The sequence below is a fragment of the Citrobacter amalonaticus genome (assembly GCF_018252635.1).
Lineage (GTDB): Bacteria > Pseudomonadota > Gammaproteobacteria > Enterobacterales > Enterobacteriaceae > Citrobacter_A > Citrobacter_A amalonaticus_E.
In genome coordinates, this window is the sequence record NZ_JAGTXM010000008.1 from 39,581 (window position 1) to 55,618 (window position 16,038).

Annotated in this window: 16 protein-coding genes; 10 read left to right on the forward strand and 6 right to left on the reverse strand. The window is 54.8% G+C overall.

Annotation, left to right across the window (positions count from 1 at the left end; genetic code table 11):
* Genes hemX through hemC form a run of 3 tightly spaced genes read right to left on the reverse strand, consistent with a single transcriptional unit; the run spans position 1 to position 2,891 of the window.
* The gene (gene hemX, locus KE671_RS21410) at positions 1 to 1,191 is read right to left on the reverse strand and encodes a uroporphyrinogen-III C-methyltransferase (protein WP_206164651.1); all 1,191 of its coding nucleotides are present in this window, start codon (positions 1,189 to 1,191) and stop codon (positions 1 to 3) included.
* Between the two features lie 21 nt (positions 1,192 to 1,212).
* Positions 1,213 to 1,953: a uroporphyrinogen-III synthase gene (hemD, locus tag KE671_RS21415; protein ID WP_206164652.1), complete on the reverse strand. Its 741-nt coding sequence runs from the start codon at positions 1,951 to 1,953 to the stop codon at positions 1,213 to 1,215.
* Complete coding sequence (gene hemC, locus KE671_RS21420; protein ID WP_206164653.1) at positions 1,950 to 2,891, reverse strand: hydroxymethylbilane synthase; 942 nt, start codon at positions 2,889 to 2,891, stop codon at positions 1,950 to 1,952. Before hemC ends, hemD begins: the two co-directional genes overlap by 4 nt.
* 391 nt (positions 2,892 to 3,282) lie before the next feature.
* Here hemC and cyaA point away from each other — a divergent pair, with 391 nt between their 5' ends.
* Positions 3,283 to 5,829 (forward strand): class I adenylate cyclase, encoded by a 2,547-nt coding sequence (cyaA, locus tag KE671_RS21425; protein WP_206164654.1) that lies wholly within the window; start codon positions 3,283 to 3,285, stop codon positions 5,827 to 5,829.
* Between the two features lie 77 nt (positions 5,830 to 5,906).
* Here cyaA and cyaY read toward each other — a convergent pair whose 3' ends face one another.
* A complete protein-coding gene (gene cyaY, locus KE671_RS21430) occupies positions 5,907 to 6,227 on the reverse strand; it encodes an iron donor protein CyaY (protein WP_206164655.1) in 321 nt (106 codons plus the stop codon).
* Positions 6,228 to 6,365: 138 nt separating this feature from the next.
* On the opposite strand from cyaY, the gene lptM reads away from it, so the two are divergent.
* The 8 genes from lptM (at position 6,366) to corA (ending at position 13,482) form a co-directional block, all read left to right on the forward strand.
* On the forward strand, positions 6,366 to 6,569 hold the full coding sequence (gene lptM / locus KE671_RS21435) for an LPS translocon maturation chaperone LptM (protein WP_206164656.1): 204 nt from the start codon (positions 6,366 to 6,368) through the stop codon (positions 6,567 to 6,569).
* A gap of 36 nt (positions 6,570 to 6,605) precedes the next feature.
* A complete protein-coding gene (gene dapF, locus KE671_RS21440) occupies positions 6,606 to 7,430 on the forward strand; it encodes a diaminopimelate epimerase (protein ID WP_206164657.1) in 825 nt (274 codons plus the stop codon).
* Positions 7,427 to 8,134 (forward strand): DUF484 domain-containing protein, encoded by a 708-nt coding sequence (locus KE671_RS21445; protein ID WP_042326117.1) that lies wholly within the window; start codon positions 7,427 to 7,429, stop codon positions 8,132 to 8,134. Before dapF ends, KE671_RS21445 begins: the two co-directional genes overlap by 4 nt.
* Positions 8,131 to 9,027: a tyrosine recombinase XerC gene (gene xerC, locus KE671_RS21450; RefSeq protein WP_206164658.1), complete on the forward strand. Its 897-nt coding sequence runs from the start codon at positions 8,131 to 8,133 to the stop codon at positions 9,025 to 9,027. The genes KE671_RS21445 and xerC overlap by 4 nt, the downstream gene beginning before the upstream one ends.
* A complete protein-coding gene (gene yigB / locus KE671_RS21455; RefSeq protein ID WP_206164659.1) occupies positions 9,027 to 9,743 on the forward strand; it encodes a 5-amino-6-(5-phospho-D-ribitylamino)uracil phosphatase YigB in 717 nt (238 codons plus the stop codon). Before xerC ends, yigB begins: the two co-directional genes overlap by 1 nt.
* Before the next feature lie 146 nt (positions 9,744 to 9,889).
* Positions 9,890 to 12,052 carry a DNA helicase II gene (gene uvrD / locus KE671_RS21460; protein WP_206164660.1) on the forward strand — a complete coding sequence of 721 codons (2,163 nt, stop codon included), beginning with the start codon at positions 9,890 to 9,892 and terminating at the stop codon, positions 12,050 to 12,052.
* A gap of 268 nt (positions 12,053 to 12,320) precedes the next feature.
* On the forward strand, positions 12,321 to 12,377 hold the full coding sequence (gene ysgD, locus KE671_RS22865) for a YsgD/CorL family protein (protein WP_212723238.1): 57 nt from the start codon (positions 12,321 to 12,323) through the stop codon (positions 12,375 to 12,377).
* 154 nt (positions 12,378 to 12,531) lie between these two features.
* Positions 12,532 to 13,482 carry a magnesium/cobalt transporter CorA gene (corA, locus tag KE671_RS21465; protein WP_042326126.1) on the forward strand — a complete coding sequence of 317 codons (951 nt, stop codon included), beginning with the start codon at positions 12,532 to 12,534 and terminating at the stop codon, positions 13,480 to 13,482.
* 88 nt (positions 13,483 to 13,570) lie between these two features.
* Here the strand turns inward: corA and rarD are convergent, their stop codons facing one another.
* Together rarD and yigI are read right to left on the reverse strand one after the other, a co-directional pair.
* Positions 13,571 to 14,464, reverse strand: coding sequence for an EamA family transporter RarD (gene rarD / locus KE671_RS21470; RefSeq protein ID WP_206164661.1), 894 nt, complete (start codon positions 14,462 to 14,464; stop codon positions 13,571 to 13,573).
* 43 nt (positions 14,465 to 14,507) lie between these two features.
* The gene (gene yigI / locus KE671_RS21475; protein WP_042292767.1) at positions 14,508 to 14,975 is read right to left on the reverse strand and encodes an acyl-CoA thioesterase YigI; all 468 of its coding nucleotides are present in this window, start codon (positions 14,973 to 14,975) and stop codon (positions 14,508 to 14,510) included.
* Between the two features lie 164 nt (positions 14,976 to 15,139).
* Between yigI and pldA the strand changes: the two genes are divergently transcribed.
* Complete coding sequence (gene pldA, locus KE671_RS21480; RefSeq protein ID WP_206164662.1) at positions 15,140 to 16,009, forward strand: phospholipase A; 870 nt, start codon at positions 15,140 to 15,142, stop codon at positions 16,007 to 16,009.
* Positions 16,010 to 16,038 lie beyond the last annotated feature (29 nt).

Below are 16,038 nucleotides of genomic sequence, written 5' to 3' on the forward strand. Positions count from 1 at the left end.
TTATTCTCCTTGCGGCGCGGCTGCCGGTGTTTCTGCCTGCGGTGCTTCAGACGCAGGGGCGGGAGCCGCTTCAGACGGTGCGGCAGCCGGTTGCGCCAGCAGGTTACGCACGCGAGTTTGCATCAATTTTTCGAGGATCGCCTGGCTTTGCAGCGTTTCCGGTACGTCCATCGTGATGCTCTGCTGGCTCAGCTTGTCCACTTCTTCAAGGAAGGCTTTTGTCGTGGCGTCGTCGGTATCGTAGTAAGCACGTACCCAAGTGGAGACGTTATCCAGCGCCTGACGCCAGGTCTCTTCCTGATGACGCGGCACCGCCTGGGCGGCAACCAGCAGGCGAGAACGGATGTTTTCTCGCAGATAGACATCCTGATTTGGCGCTAACAGCGGAACGGCGGTGTCATCGCGGCGGCGGATAGTGATAAAGCTGTCCATAAAGTTCTGCCAGCTTTTTTGCAGATTGACGCGCCATTCGCTGATCGAACTGGACAGCTCCGGGCTATCGGCATCCATCGGCGAACCGTCGCTGTCGTTATCCGCCAGACGCAGGTTATCAATCTGGTTAGAGAGCTGGTTAATTTTCAGGATAATGCCGTCGTAATCTACCTGAGCGACAGAGGAAAGACTGGCGATATCATCGGTAATTGCCCGGCGTGCGGTGATCAGGCTGGGATCGTTCATGTCAGCGAGGCTGGCATCTGCGCTTTTCAGTAGCGCCGCCGCCGTCGTTACATCCTGATCGCTCCACAGTTTACGTCCGGCCAGTTTGACCAGAAAATCAGCCTGCGCGAGCAGCCAGGTTTTGGCATCGCTACCGGAGATGGTGGCAACTTTCTGTTGGACTTCATCCAGTTGTTTCGCCAGTTCAGTTTGCTGGCGACTGGCCTGCTCCAGCTGCGCCGCCTGCTGTTTGATGACGCCTTCCAGCTCCGCTTTTTGGTTTTCTTGCGCTTTTTGCAGCGCTGTCAGTTGATTAGCCAGCGCATCGCTGGTGGCGGTCTGTGTGGTTGCTTGTTGCTTTCCCCAGCCATAGAGTCCAACTCCGGCTGCCAGCGCAATGGCAATCGCCACCGCACTCAGGATCAGCGCAGTGCCGTTTTTACTCTTTTTTTCAGCAGTAGCTGGCTGCGGCTGAGTCTCCACGGTCTCCCTGGTCTCTTCAACCACGGCGGAGGATTTTTCTTGTTCCGTCATTATGGCTTCCCATTATGAGAGTTATTGTAATGCGCGTAGTAGCGCATCGTTGTCGGCGTTATCAGCGACCTTAATATCTTGCCAGCCCAGTTCCCGGGCGAGGTGCGCCAGACGCTCACTGACGACGATAAGCCGACAGCGTAATAACCAGTTTTCGCGATACCACTGCGGGATCAGCGCGTTGAGCTGTTGCAGCATCTCCCCGCTGGTGACGACTATCGTTGTCACACCGCGCGACTGCCAGCGCATCGCTTCTTGTGCCCCATCGTAATGTTTAGCACTGCGTTGATAACATTCATAAAACGTGACATCAGCCCCGCGCTCCGCCAGCGTTTCCCCTAACAGCTCCCGACCGCCGTTGCCGCGTAAAATCAGCGCACGTTTACCCGCAATATTTTGTAATTCAGGTAATTGTAGCAAGACTTCGCTAATTTCCCGATCTCGCGGATAGAGAATGTCGTGTCCACTGACGGTATGTAGCGCCAGCGCAGTTGTGCGACCAATGGCAAAATAGTGCGCAGCGGCGGGCCACTTCAGCCCTTGTCGTTCCAGTTGCGCATGGGCAAAAGAAACCGCATGTTGTGACAGCGCAAAGAGCAGGTCGTTATCGATGAGCGCCGAAAAGGCATCGGCGAGCTTCGGGAGATCCCGACCTGGGGTAAATTCGATGAGCGGAAAACTCCAGGCCTCCTGCCCCAGTGTGCGCAGACGGCTCACTAACTCTTCCCCTGCGGGAGACGGGCGGGTGACCAGGATACTCATGCGGGGGATTCTCCGTTATAAACCTCGGTCAGAATCGCGCGTGCGCCGTTATCCAGTAGCTCTTCGGCGAGTGAAATACCCATCTGCTCAGCCTGATCCGGCGAACCTCTACGTTCTCCACGAACCATCTGCGATCCGTCTGGCGCACCGACCAGCGCGCGTAGCCAAAGCTCACCGTCAATGAGTTCGGCATAGCTGCCTATTGGTACCTGGCAGCCCCCTTCCAGGCGAGTATTCATTGCACGTTCAGCTTTCACGCGTAAGGCGGTGGTTTCATCATTCAGCGGTGCCAACAACGCCTGCGTCCGGCTATCGTCAAGGCGACATTCAATGCCGACCGCGCCTTGCCCGACGGCAGGCAGCGACACTTCTGGTGGTATTGCCGCGCGGATACGCGATTCCAGCCCTAAGCGTTTTAAACCGGCGACGGCCAGGATAATGGCATCGTAGTCGCCGTTATCGAGCTTGCTCAGGCGTGTGCCCACGTTGCCACGCAGCGATCGGATAATCAGATCCGGGCGGCGTTCTGCCAGTTGACACTGGCGACGTAAACTGGAGGTGCCCACGATGCTGCCGACAGGCAATTCATCAAGGGTACGGTATTTATTTGAGACAAAGGCATCGCGCGGATCTTCGCGTTCGCAGATAGTGACCAGTCCCAGGCCTTCCGGGAATTCGACCGGAACATCTTTCATGGAATGCACTGCGATATCGGCGCGTTTTTCGAGCAGCGCGACTTCCAGTTCTTTTACGAACAAGCCTTTACCGCCCACTTTTGCCAGTGGGGTATCAAGAATCACATCGCCACGCGTCACCATTGGTACCAGCTCCACGACCAGTCCCGGGTGGTTTGCCATCAGGGCGTCTTTGACATAATGTGCCTGCCAGAGCGCAAGGGGGCTTTGGCGTGTGGCAATTCTTAAAACATTGTCTAACATGCTTGTTACCGTCATTATCGTCCGTGGTTCATCCTAACATCCTTAGAAGTGGGATGGCAGTGTTACGGTCAAAGGTAAGTAAAGGATAGGGTGCTGCGTCGCTACTGGCAGCATTAGATGACGAGGAACCGTCCGATCGTATCTCAGAATTTACGCACAGCGATTGGTGCTACACTTGTATGTAGCGCATCTTTCTTTACGGTCAATGAGCAAGGTGTTAAATTGATCACGTTTTAGACCATTTTTTCGTCGGTGAGCACAAAAAAAACAGACGAAAAGGGTAACGGTTATTTTTGACATACGGTTTATCCCGAATGGTGAAGGTTGTGGGTAAGTGCATCGCGCTTCGGCAATCAACAGCATGACGGGTAGCAACATCAGGCGATACGTCTTGTACCTCTATATTGAGACTCTGAAACAGAGACTGGATGCCATAAATCAATTGCGCGTGGATCGCGCGCTTGCTGCCATGGGCCCTGCTTTTCAGCAGGTGTACAGTCTTCTGCCGACATTATTGCATTATCACCATCCGCTGATGCCGGGATACCTCGATGGTAACGTTCCCAGAGGCATTTGCTTCTACACGCCTGATGAAACCCAACGCCACTACCTGAACGAACTGGAACTGTATCGCGGTCTGGCGCCGCAGGACCCGCCGAAAGGTGAACTGCCGATCACCGGCGTTTACTCGATGGGTAGCACCTCTTCCGTCGGACAAAGTTGTTCCTCTGACCTGGATATCTGGGTGTGTCACCAGTCCTGGCTCGACAGTGAAGAGCGACAACTGCTGCAGCGTAAATGCAGCCTACTGGAAAGCTGGGCTGCCTCGCTGGGGGTGGAAGTCAGTTTCTTCCTGATCGATGAAAACCGTTTCCGCCATAATGAAAGCGGCAGTCTGGGTGGTGAAGACTGTGGCTCGACGCAGCATATCCTGCTGCTTGACGAATTTTACCGTACCGCGGTGCGTCTCGCCGGTAAGCGTATTCTGTGGAATATGGTGCCTGGCGATGAAGAAGAGCATTACGACGACTACGTCATGACGCTCTACGCTCAGGGCGTACTTACGCCGAACGAGTGGCTGGATCTGGGCGGCTTAAGCTCGCTCTCCGCCGAAGAGTACTTTGGCGCCAGCCTCTGGCAACTGTATAAAAGTATCGATTCACCGTATAAAGCGGTGTTGAAAACCTTGTTGCTGGAAGCCTACTCCTGGGAATACCCCAATCCACGCCTGTTGGCGAAAGACATTAAACAGCGCCTGCATGACGGCGAGATCGTTTCGTTTGGCCTTGACCCGTATTGCATGATGCTGGAACGCGTAACGGAATACCTCACGGCGATTGAAGATCCGACGCGCCTGGATTTGGTGCGCCGATGTTTCTACTTAAAAGTATGCGAGAAACTGAGCCGCGAACGTGCCTGCGTCGGCTGGCGCCGTGAAGTGCTCAGTCAGTTAGTCAGTGAGTGGGGATGGGATGAAGCCCGTCTGACCATGCTCGACAACCGGGCGAACTGGAAGATCGATCAGGTGCGTGAAGCACACAACGAACTGCTCGATGCGATGATGCAAAGCTACCGTAATCTGATCCGCTTTGCGCGCCGTAATAATCTCAGCGTCAGCGCCAGTCCGCAGGATATCGGCGTTCTGACCCGTAAGCTTTATGCCGCATTTGAAGCGTTACCTGGTAAGGTTACGCTGGTGAACCCGCAGATTTCGCCGGACCTCTCTGAACCGAACTTAACCTTTATCCACGTTCCGCCGGGTCGTGCCAACCGTTCAGGCTGGTATCTTTACAACCGTGCGCCAAACATGGATTCCATCATTAGCCATCAGCCGCTGGAATATAACCGCTATCTGAACAAGCTGGTGGCCTGGGCGTGGTTTAACGGTCTGCTGACGTCGCGCACGCATCTGTTTATTAAGGGCAACGGCATTGTCGATCTGCCGAAATTGCAGGAGATGGTGGCCGATGTGTCGCACCATTTCCCACTGCGTTTGCCGGCACCGACGCCGAAAGCGCTCTACAGTCCGTGTGAGATTCGCCATCTGGCGATCATCGTCAACCTCGAATACGACCCTACGGCGGCCTTCCGCAATCAGGTGGTCCATTTTGACTTCCGTAAGCTGGACGTCTTCAGCTTTGGCGAAGAGCAAAATTGCCTGGTGGGCAGCGTAGACCTGCTGTACCGCAACTCGTGGAACGAAGTGCGTACCCTGCATTTCAACGGCGAACAGGCGATGATCGAAGCACTGAAAACGATTCTGGGCAAAATGCACCAGGATGCCGCGCCGCCGGACAGTGTGGAAGTGTTCTGCTACAGCCAGCATCTGCGTGGTTTGATTCGTACCCGTGTACAGCAGCTGGTTTCAGAGTGCATCGAACTGCGACTCTCCAGTACCCGTCAGGAGACAGGACGCTTTAAGGCGCTGCGCGTTTCCGGTCAGACCTGGGGCCTGTTCTTTGAACGCCTGAACGTATCGGTACAGAAGCTGGAAAACGCCATTGAGTTCTACGGCGCAATCTCGCATAACAAATTGCACGGTCTGTCTGTTCAGGTGGAAACCAATCAGGTGAAACTGCCGTCGGTTGTGGATGGTTTCGCCAGCGAAGGGATCATTCAGTTCTTCTTTGAAGAGACCGGCGATGAGAAGGGCTTTAATATCTACATTCTGGACGAGAGTAACCGTGCGGAAGTGTATCACCACTGCGAAGGCAGCAAAGAAGAGCTGGTGCGTGACGTCAGCCGTTTCTACTCCTCGTCACATGACCGCTTTACCTACGGCTCCAGCTTCATCAACTTTAACCTGCCGCAGTTCTATCAGATTGTGAAAACCGAAGGGCGCGAACAGGTGATCCCGTTCCGCGCACAATCACTCGGCAACGTTCCGCCAGCCAATCAGGATAACGACACGCCGCAGTTGCAGCAGTATTTCTCGTGATGCCCGGCGACGCGACGCTGAACGGCTCTTTCAGACTGTAGGCCGGATAAGGCGAAGCCGCCATCCGGCATAAAATCTCAACGAAAACTTACCGTTTCACCTGCCTGCTGAGTGGCGGCCTGTTCCAGCAGATCCCAGAAGGTTTCTCCGCTGCGGTCACACACCCATTCGCCCCCTTTCAGGTCAAAATGGTAGCCGCCCTGTTTGGTCGCCAGCCACACCTGGTGTAGTGGTTCCTGACGGTTGATGATGATTTTGCTGCCGTTTTCAAAGCTAATGGTCAGTACGCCGCCATTGATTTCACAGTCGATATCGCTGTCACCGTCCCAGTCATCAAGACGCTCTTCGATGGTCATCCACAGGGTATCTGCCAGGCGATGAAATTCACTGTCGTTCATTGTCGTTTCCCATTTTTTCGTGATGGCGGCAGTATAACCTGAAACAAATCGCGTTGCAGATTACAGGCAAACTCTTGCTTTTACGCCTTCTCCTGCGATGATAGAAAACAGAAAGTATGAACTTACAGGCAATCCATAATGAAAAACGTGTTTCAGGCACTCGCTGTTCTTCTCACTCTGTTCAGCCTGACGGGTTGCGGCCTTAAAGGACCGCTCTACTTCCCACCAGCTGATAAAAATGCACCGCCGCCGACTAAACCGGTTGATATGCAAACGCAATCCACCACGCCCGATCAAAACGATCGCGCCACGGGAGATGGGCCTTCCCAGGTGAACTACTGACGGTGTGTTTCTGTACCCGCGTGAACGGAGTGAATAATGCAATTCTCTAAAATGCATGGCCTTGGCAACGATTTTATGGTCGTCGACGCGGTAACGCAGAATGTCTTTTTTTCGCCAGAATTGATCCGTCGCTTATCTGACAGGCATCTGGGGGTGGGGTTTGATCAACTGCTGGTGGTTGAACCTCCGTACGATCCTGAGCTGGATTTTCATTACCGTATTTTCAATGCTGACGGTAGCGAAGTGTCGCAATGTGGTAACGGCGCGCGCTGTTTTGCCCGTTTTGTACGCCTCAAAGGGTTAACTAACAAACGTGATATTCGCGTCAGTACGGCGAATGGGCGGATGGTACTGAGCGTGACGGATGATGAGCTGGTGCGCGTTAACATGGGCGAACCCAATTTTGAGCCATCGCAGGTGCCATTTCGCGCTAACAAAGCGGAAAAGACCTATATTATGCGAGCGGCGGAACAGACAATATTGTGCGGCGTAGTTTCAATGGGTAACCCGCACTGCGTGATTCAGGTCGACGATGTGGATACGGCGGCCGTGGAAACGCTGGGACCGGTTCTGGAAGGTCACGAACGTTTTCCTGAACGGGCCAATATCGGCTTTATGCAGGTCGTCAAACGCGAGCATATTCGCTTACGCGTTTATGAGCGCGGCGCGGGAGAGACCCAGGCCTGTGGGAGCGGCGCATGCGCGGCCGTCGCCGTCGGCATTCAACAAGGTTTGCTGGCGGAAGAGGTCCGCGTGGAATTACCGGGCGGTCGCCTTGATATCGCCTGGAAAGGTCCGGGTCATCCGTTATACATGACTGGCCCGGCGGCACATGTCTACGACGGGTTTATCCATCTATGAAGCAACCAGGGGAAGAACTACAGGAAACACTGACGGAACTCGATGACCGGGCGGTCGTCGACTATCTGCAGAAAAACCCTGAGTTTTTTATCCGCAATGCGCATGCCGTGGAAGCGATGCGGGTGCCGCATCCGGTGCGGGGCACCGTTTCGCTCGTTGAATGGCACATGGCTCGCGCGCGCAATCACATCAACGTCCTTGAAGAAAATATGTCGCTGTTGATGGCGCAGGCGAATGCCAACGAAAGCCTGTTTTATCGCCTGCTGCATTTGCAGGGACGTCTGGTCGCGGCGACGAGCCTGGACGATATGCTGATGCGCTTTCACCGCTGGGCGCGTGAGCTGGGCCTTGCTGGTGCAACGGTGCGTCTGTTTCCCGATCGCTGGCGTCTCGGGGCGCCGTCGAGTTATACCCATCTGGCGTTGAGTCGTCAGGCCTTCGAACCGCTGCGTATTCAGCGACTAGGGCAGGAACAGCACTATCTGGGCACCTTAAACGGTCCGGAATTACTGGTGGTGCTGCCGGAGGCGAAGGCGATTGGGTCGGTGGCGATGTCGATGCTGGGACGTGACGGCGATTTGGGCGTCATTCTGTTCAGCAGCCGCGACATGCATCATTATCAGACAGGCCAGGGAACGCAGCTCCTGCATGAAATTGCGCTGATGATGCCGGATCTGCTGGAGCGCTGGATTGAACGCGTATGACCGATTTCACCACCGATGTCACCCGCTTTCTGCGCTATCTGGGCGTAGAACGTCAGCTTAGCCCCATCACGCTGAAAAACTATCAGCGCCAGCTTGATGCCATCATCGCCTTAGCCGGAGAAACCGGACTGCAAAGTTGGCAACACTGTGATGCGGCAATGGTGCGTAGTTTCGCGGTGCGCAGTCGCCGTAAAGGGCTTGGCCCTGCGAGTCTCGCGTTACGCCTTTCTGCACTGCGCAGCTTCTTCGACTGGATGGTCAGCGAAGGCAAGCTGAAAGCCAATCCGGCGAAAGGGGTACAGGCCCCGAAAGCGCCGCGCCATTTGCCGAAAAATATCGACGTTGATGATATGAACCGCCTTCTGGATATCGACCTTAACGATCCGCTCGCCGTGCGCGACCGCGCGATGCTCGAGGTGATGTACGGCGCGGGTTTGCGTTTGTCGGAGCTGGTGGGACTGGATATCAAACATCTGGATCTCGACACCGGTGAAGTGTGGGTGATGGGGAAAGGTAGCAAAGAGCGCCGCTTGCCCATTGGACGCAATGCGGTGGCATGGATTGAGCACTGGCTGGATCTGCGCGGGCTATTTGGCAGTGACGAGGATGCGCTGTTTCTCTCAAAGCTGGGCAACCGTATCTCTGCACGGAATGTTCAGAAGCGTTTTGCCGAGTGGGGCATAAAGCAGGGGTTAAACAGCCACGTTCATCCGCATAAGTTGCGCCACTCCTTTGCCACGCACATGCTGGAATCGAGCGGCGACCTGCGAGGCGTACAGGAACTGCTGGGACACGCTAACCTCTCGACCACGCAAATCTATACTCATCTTGATTTTCAACACCTGGCCTCGGTGTACGATGCGGCGCATCCGCGCGCTAAACGGGGGAAATAATGCGTTTTTACCGGTCCCCAGGACCCATCTCGGCGATCACGTTCGATCTCGATGACACGCTTTACGATAACCGTCCGGTTATCCAGCGCACCGAGCAGGAAGCGCTCGCTTTTGTGCAAAACTACCATCCAGCGCTACGCACGCTCGAGAATGCCGATTTGCATCGACTGCGTCAGGCAGTACGTGAAGCGGAGCCAGACATTTATCACGATGTAACCCGCTGGCGTCATCGCGCCGTCGAGCGTGCCATGCTGAACGCCGGACTCTCAACTGAAGACGCAGTGGCGGGCGCGAATGCCGCGATGATGAATTTTGCGAAGTGGCGTAGTCGGATCGATGTCCCGCAAGAGACGCACGACACGTTGAAAGCGTTAGCGAAAAAGTGGCCGCTGGTGGCAATTACCAACGGCAACGCGCAGCCGGAGCTGTTTGGGCTCGGCGATTATTTCGAATTTGTCCTGCGAGCCGGTCCGGACGGACGCTCAAAGCCGTTCAGCGATATGTACTTCCTGGCGGCGGAAAAGTTAAATGTGCCGATCGGCGAGATCCTGCACGTGGGCGACGATCTGACGACAGACGTTGCCGGGGCGATCCGCAGCGGATTGCAGGCCTGCTGGATCAAGCCAGAAAATGCCGACCTGATGCACACCGTTGACAGCCGTTTACTGCCGCATATCGAAATTTCACAGTTGGCATCTCTGACCTCGCTGATATAATCACCAGCAGTTCTGTATAAAATTCCAGGGTTTTGGCGGATGGCGCTACGCTTATCCGCCCTACGCTGACTGCGATCACGTAGGCCCGATAAGCGAAGCGCCATCGGGCATTTCGCAGTTTATCTATTCCTAACGCGGCGGTGCCAATGGACGTTTCTTACCTGCTCGACAGCCTCAATGATAAACAGCGCGAAGCGGTGGCCGCGCCACGAAGCAACATGCTGGTGCTCGCGGGGGCGGGGAGTGGTAAAACGCGCGTACTGGTACACCGTATCGCCTGGCTGCTGACGGTAGAAAATAACTCGCCGTACTCGATTATGGCGGTGACCTTTACCAATAAAGCGGCGGCGGAAATGCGTCACCGTATCGGCCAGATTATGGGCACCAGCCAGGGCGGCATGTGGGTCGGCACTTTCCACGGTCTGGCGCACCGACTGTTGCGCGCGCATCACATGGATGCGAATTTGCCGCAGGATTTCCAGATCCTCGACAGCGAAGACCAGTTGCGTCTGCTCAAGCGTCTGATTAAGGCGATGAACCTCGACGAGAAGCAGTGGCCGGCGCGTCAGGCGATGTGGTACATCAACGGGCAGAAAGACGAAGGTCTGCGCCCGCATCATATTCAGAGTTTCGGTAACCCGATTGAGCAGACCTGGCAGAAGGTGTATCAGGCTTATCAGGAAGCGTGCGATCGTGCGGGTTTAGTGGATTTTGCCGAACTGCTGCTGCGTGCGCATGAGTTGTGGCTTAACAAGCCGCATATTCTTCAGCACTATCGCGAACGTTTCACCAATATTCTGGTGGACGAATTCCAGGATACCAACAACATCCAGTATGCCTGGGTCCGCCTGCTGGCTGGCGATACCGGTAAAGTGATGATCGTAGGCGATGACGACCAGTCAATCTACGGCTGGCGTGGCGCACAGGTTGAGAACATCCAGCGCTTCCTGAACGACTTCCCCGGCGCACAAACAATCCGCCTTGAGCAGAACTATCGCTCAACCAGCAATATCCTCAGCGCGGCGAACGCCCTGATAGAGAACAACAACGGGCGTCTGGGTAAAAAACTGTGGACCGATGGCGTAGAAGGCGAGCCGATTTCGCTTTACTGCGCGTTTAACGAACTGGATGAAGCGCGCTTTGTCGTCAACCGGATCAAAACCTGGCAGGACAACGGCGGCGCGCTGGAGCAGTGCGCCATTCTCTACCGCAGTAACGCCCAGTCGCGAGTGCTGGAAGAAGCCTTGCTGCAGGCCAGTATGCCGTACCGTATCTACGGTGGCATGCGCTTCTTCGAACGTCAGGAAATCAAAGACGCCCTCTCTTATCTGCGTTTGATTGCAAACCGGAATGACGACGCCGCCTTTGAACGCGTGGTGAATACCCCGACACGCGGGATTGGCGATCGGACGCTGGACGTGGTGCGCCAGGCTTCTCGCGATCGCCAGCTCACGCTGTGGCAGGCGTGTCGCGAACTGTTACAGGAAAAAGCGCTGGCCGGTCGTGCCGCCAGTGCGCTGCAACGCTTTATGGAACTCATTGACGCACTGGCGCAGGAAACCGTCGATATGCCGCTGCACGTGCAGACTGACCGGGTGATTAAAGATTCCGGTCTGCGCATGATGTACGAGCAGGAGAAAGGCGAGAAAGGTCAGACGCGCATTGAGAACTTAGAGGAACTGGTGACGGCGACGCGCCAGTTCAGCTACAACGAAGAAGACGAAGACCTGATGCCATTGCAGGCATTTCTCTCCCATGCGGCGCTGGAAGCGGGCGAAGGGCAGGCGGATACCTGGCAGGATGCGGTACAGCTCATGACGCTACACTCGGCGAAGGGGCTGGAGTTCCCGCAGGTGTTTATCGTCGGGATGGAAGAGGGAATGTTCCCCAGCCAGATGTCGCTGGATGAGGGCGGACGACTTGAAGAAGAGCGTCGTCTGGCTTACGTCGGCGTGACTCGTGCGATGCAAAAACTGACCTTAACCTATGCCGAAACGCGTCGACTGTATGGCAAAGAGGTGTATCACCGTCCATCACGCTTCATCGGCGAGTTACCAGAAGCGTGTGTTGAAGAGGTGCGCCTGCGTGCCACGATCAGCCGCCCGGTGAGCCATCAGCGGATGGGGACACCGATGGCGGAGAACGACACCGGCTACAAGTTGGGCCAGCGTGTACGTCATGCTAAGTTCGGTGAAGGCACCATTGTGAATCTGGAAGGCAGCGGCGAACACAGCCGGTTGCAGGTGGCTTTTCAGGGGCAGGGAATCAAGTGGCTTGTCGCCGCGTATGCGAAGCTGGAAACGGTCTGATTGCTCTAACCGGTTGATTTGTAGGCCTGATAAGACGAAGCCGTCATCCGGCATTGTATTATCGCCTGATGACATTGCGCTTATCAGGCCTACGATTTTGCATCGTCACATTCCCGCTTAATATTCTGAAATCATAGATAAATACCCCCCCTCTGCTAACCTTTTTACATAAGGGGAAATTATTACTTTTTCGCGTTTCGTTGCGTGTTGACGGCAAATTTTTGCTGGCGTAACATGCGCGCACGATTACGCTAAGAGGACATTCGCCTTGGACACACCCAGTAGATACTGGCTCATTATCCTGTCATCCAGGATCAACTCCTAAGGCTATCCCTTTTTGCTGATAGCCTTAGCGGTTGTCAGCGACCTTCTCTATTTTCCCGTCGCGCTGAGTCAGGCTGTTTAATGGTCTGAAACCCAATTTGTTTCTGTGTGCCCACCGAACTGTCCGATATTTTTAAGCATTGGGAGTCCCGGTCATGCTGAGCGCATTTCAACTGGAAAATAACCGACTCACCCGGCTGGAAGTCGAAGAGTCACAAACGCTGATTGATGCCGTCTGGGTCGACCTGGTCGAACCGGACGACGACGAGCGGCTACGCGTACAATCTGAGCTGGGCCAGAGCCTGGCGACCCGTCCTGAACTGGAAGACATCGAAGCTTCCGCCCGTTTCTTCGAAGATGAAGACGGTCTGCACATCCACTCCTTTTTCTTCTTCGAAGATGCGGAAGACCACGCGGGTAACTCCACCGTGGCATTCACCATTCGCGATGGCCGCTTGTTTACCCTGCGTGAGCGTGAGCTGCCCGCGTTTCGTCTGTATCGTATGCGTGCCCGTAGCCAGGCGATGGTTGACGGTAACGCTTATGAACTGCTGTTGGACTTGTTCGAAACCAAAATCGAACAGCTGGCGGATGAAATTGAAAACATCTACAGCGATCTGGAAGAGTTGAGTCGGGTGATTATGGAAGGTCATCAGGGCGATGAGTATGACGAAGCGCTCTCCACCCTGGCGGAACTGGAAGATATCGGCTGGAAAGTCCGTTTGTGTCTGATGGATACCCAGCGCGCGCTGAACTTCCTGGTCCGCAAGGCGCGTTTGCCGGGCGGACAACTGGAACAGGCCCGCGAAATCCTGCGAGATATCGAATCCCTGCTGCCGCATAACGAATCCCTGTTCCAGAAAGTGAACTTTCTGATGCAGGCGGCGATGGGCTTTATCAATATCGAACAGAACCGCATCATCAAGATCTTCTCGGTGGTCTCCGTGGTCTTCCTGCCGCCGACGCTGGTGGCCTCCAGCTATGGGATGAACTTTGAGTTTATGCCGGAACTGAAGTGGAGCTTTGGCTACCCGGGCGCGATTATCTTTATGCTGCTCGCCGGTCTGGCGCCGTACCTGTACTTTAAACGCAAGAACTGGCTATGATTGTCATGCCGGATGGCGCTGCGCTTATCCGGCCTACGATGATGAACTTTTTGTAGGCCGGATAAGCGCAGCGCCATCCGGCAATCCCCTAACTCCGATGTCCTCGTCTTTGCGTATAAATCGCATCCGTCACGAAGATCGCCAGCGCGACCCAGATAAAAGCGAAGGTCACCATTTTATCCGATCCTGGCACTTCGCCGTAGAACGTCACGGCCAGCAGGAACATCAGCGTCGGGCCGATATACTGGAAGAAGCCCAACGTGGAAAGCCGCAGGCGCGTCGCCGCGCCTGTGAAGCACAGTAGCGGCACCGTGGTCACCACCCCGGCGGCAATCAACAGCAGGTTGAGCGACATCGGGTTCTGCCCCATATGGCTCGTTGAGCTGTCGGCGATACCGAACAGGTAGATCGCGGCAACGGGCAACAGCCACAGGGTCTCCACTAACATCCCGGTTTGCGCTTCAACGGCGATTTTCTTGCGTACCAGACCGTAAAACGCAAAACTGAACGCCAGCCCCAGGGCAATTACCGGTAGTGAACCAAAGGTCCAGAGCTGAACCAGCACACCGCATACCGCCAGAATCACCGCCAGCCACTGCATCCGGCGAAAGCGTTCGCCGAGGAAAATCATCCCCAGGAGAATGTTCACCAATGGGTTGATAAAGTAACCCAGGCTGGCTTCCAGCATATGGTGGTTGTTTACCGCCCAGATAAATAGCAGCCAGTTACCCCCCACGAGTACCGCCGAGAGCGCCAGCAGGAAGATCTTCTTCGGCGTTTGTAGTAGCGCTTTCACGCTCGACCACTGACGACTGATGCTGATCAACACTACCATAAAGAAAAACGACCAGATCACGCGATGAGTCAGGATTTCATCTGCGGGGACGTAATAAATTAGCTTGAAGTACGCCGGAGCGATCCCCCAAATAAAATAGGCGGCAAGCGCGAGTAACACGCCCAGCCGCGTTTGTTTTGCATCCATCGGGAAAACTCATGTTTGAAATGTAACAACAGTTTACCTGTTTTTACCCCACCATATAAGTGGCGGTGGCGCTGGCAATATAAAGCTGCTCTTCGTTGTGCAATTCCACGCGTGCGACGGCGACTTTATTCCCGGCGCGCAACAGACTGCTGGTGGCGGTAAAGCGATTGCCCCGACCCGGGCGCAGGTAGTCTACGCGCAGATCGATGGTCCCCATACGGGACAGTCGCTGGCGCAGTTCGTCTTCACTGATGGTTTCATGGCGCGTCAGGGTACTGCCGACGCACACCAGTCCGGCAGCCACATCCAGAGCCGAGGCAATCACCCCGCCATGCAGAATGCTCTGCGCCCAGTTTCCGACCATCATTGGCTGATTATTAAAGGCCAGTTGGGCAAATTCTTTTTCGTAGCGTTCCAGCTCCAGCCCCAAAGCCCGATTAAACGGCATGTGATAGACAAACATTTCACCCACGAGCTTCAGGGCTTGCTCAGCAGTCAGTACGGCAGACATACGATTTCAACACTCCAATGGTTAATGGAATGTTGATGTTATGCTTCTTAAATGTTGTTTTCCACTTTAAGACGGGATAACTAACGAGGAGGTGTGTAAATATGTAAAATGGTCGGCAGAATAATAGACAAATCAAAAATTTTTCGTTCAGGAGAACAACAAGAATGCGGGCGATTCTGGCTTGGTTGCTACCAGCAGCAATGCTGCCGCTGACGGCGTATGCGCAAGAGGCGACAGTGAAAGAGGTTCATGATGCACCCGCGGTGCGGGGCAGTATTATCGCCAATATGCTGCAGGAGCATGATAATCCTTTTACGCTTTACCCCTACGACACGAACTACCTGATCTACACCAACACCAGCGACATGAACAAAGAAGCGATTAGTTCCTACAACTGGTCCGAAAACGCCCGCAAAGATGAAGTGAAGTTCCAGTTGAGTCTGGCGTTTCCGATCTGGCGAGGAATTGTGGGGCCAAACTCGGTTCTGGGCGCTTCTTATACGCAGAAGTCCTGGTGGCAGCTCTCCAACACAGAAGAGTCTTCGCCATTTCGTGAAACCAACTATGAACCGCAGCTGTTCCTGGGTTTTGCGACGGATTATCGCGTTGCCGGATGGACGCTGCGCGACGTGGAAATGGGTTACAACCATGATTCGAACGGGCGTTCCGATCCGACATCACGCAGTTGGAACCGTCTTTACACGCGCCTGATGGCGGAAAACGGCAACTGGCTGGTGGAGGTTAAACCGTGGTATGTCATCGGCAGTACCGACGACAACCCGGATATCACCAAATACATGGGCTATTATCAGCTTAAGGTCGGCTATCATCTGGGTGATGCGGTACTGAGCGCGAAAGGCCAGTACAACTGGAACACCGGTTATGGCGGCGCGGAACTGGGGCTGAGTTATCCGATGACGAAGCATATTCGTCTCTATACCCAGGTGTATAGCGGATACGGCGAATCGCTGATCGACTATAACTTTAATCAGACGCGTGTCGGCGTGGGCGTCATGCTCAACGATATCTTCTGACCGATGATTGTGTTTTAAACATTGCAGTT

Bases quoted from the DNA above. Each gene is read 5' to 3' on its own strand.
- hemX (WP_206164651.1), bottom strand. From the start codon at position 1,191: ATGACGGAACAAGAAAAATCCTCCGCCGTGGTTGAAGAGACCAGGGAG.
- hemD (WP_206164652.1), bottom strand. From the start codon at position 1,953: ATGAGTATCCTGGTCACCCGCCCGTCTCCCGCAGGGGAAGAGTTAGTG.
- hemC (WP_206164653.1), bottom strand. From the start codon at position 2,891: ATGTTAGACAATGTTTTAAGAATTGCCACACGCCAAAGCCCCCTTGCG.
- cyaY (WP_206164655.1), bottom strand. From the start codon at position 6,227: ATGAACGACAGTGAATTTCATCGCCTGGCAGATACCCTGTGGATGACC.
- lptM (WP_206164656.1), top strand. From the start codon at position 6,366: ATGAAAAACGTGTTTCAGGCACTCGCTGTTCTTCTCACTCTGTTCAGC.
- dapF (WP_206164657.1), top strand. From the start codon at position 6,606: ATGCAATTCTCTAAAATGCATGGCCTTGGCAACGATTTTATGGTCGTC.
- KE671_RS21445 (WP_042326117.1), top strand. From the start codon at position 7,427: ATGAAGCAACCAGGGGAAGAACTACAGGAAACACTGACGGAACTCGAT.
- xerC (WP_206164658.1), top strand. From the start codon at position 8,131: ATGACCGATTTCACCACCGATGTCACCCGCTTTCTGCGCTATCTGGGC.
- yigB (WP_206164659.1), top strand. From the start codon at position 9,027: ATGCGTTTTTACCGGTCCCCAGGACCCATCTCGGCGATCACGTTCGAT.
- uvrD (WP_206164660.1), top strand. From the start codon at position 9,890: ATGGACGTTTCTTACCTGCTCGACAGCCTCAATGATAAACAGCGCGAA.
- corA (WP_042326126.1), top strand. From the start codon at position 12,532: ATGCTGAGCGCATTTCAACTGGAAAATAACCGACTCACCCGGCTGGAA.
- rarD (WP_206164661.1), bottom strand. From the start codon at position 14,464: ATGGATGCAAAACAAACGCGGCTGGGCGTGTTACTCGCGCTTGCCGCC.
- yigI (WP_042292767.1), bottom strand. From the start codon at position 14,975: ATGTCTGCCGTACTGACTGCTGAGCAAGCCCTGAAGCTCGTGGGTGAA.
- pldA (WP_206164662.1), top strand. From the start codon at position 15,140: ATGCGGGCGATTCTGGCTTGGTTGCTACCAGCAGCAATGCTGCCGCTG.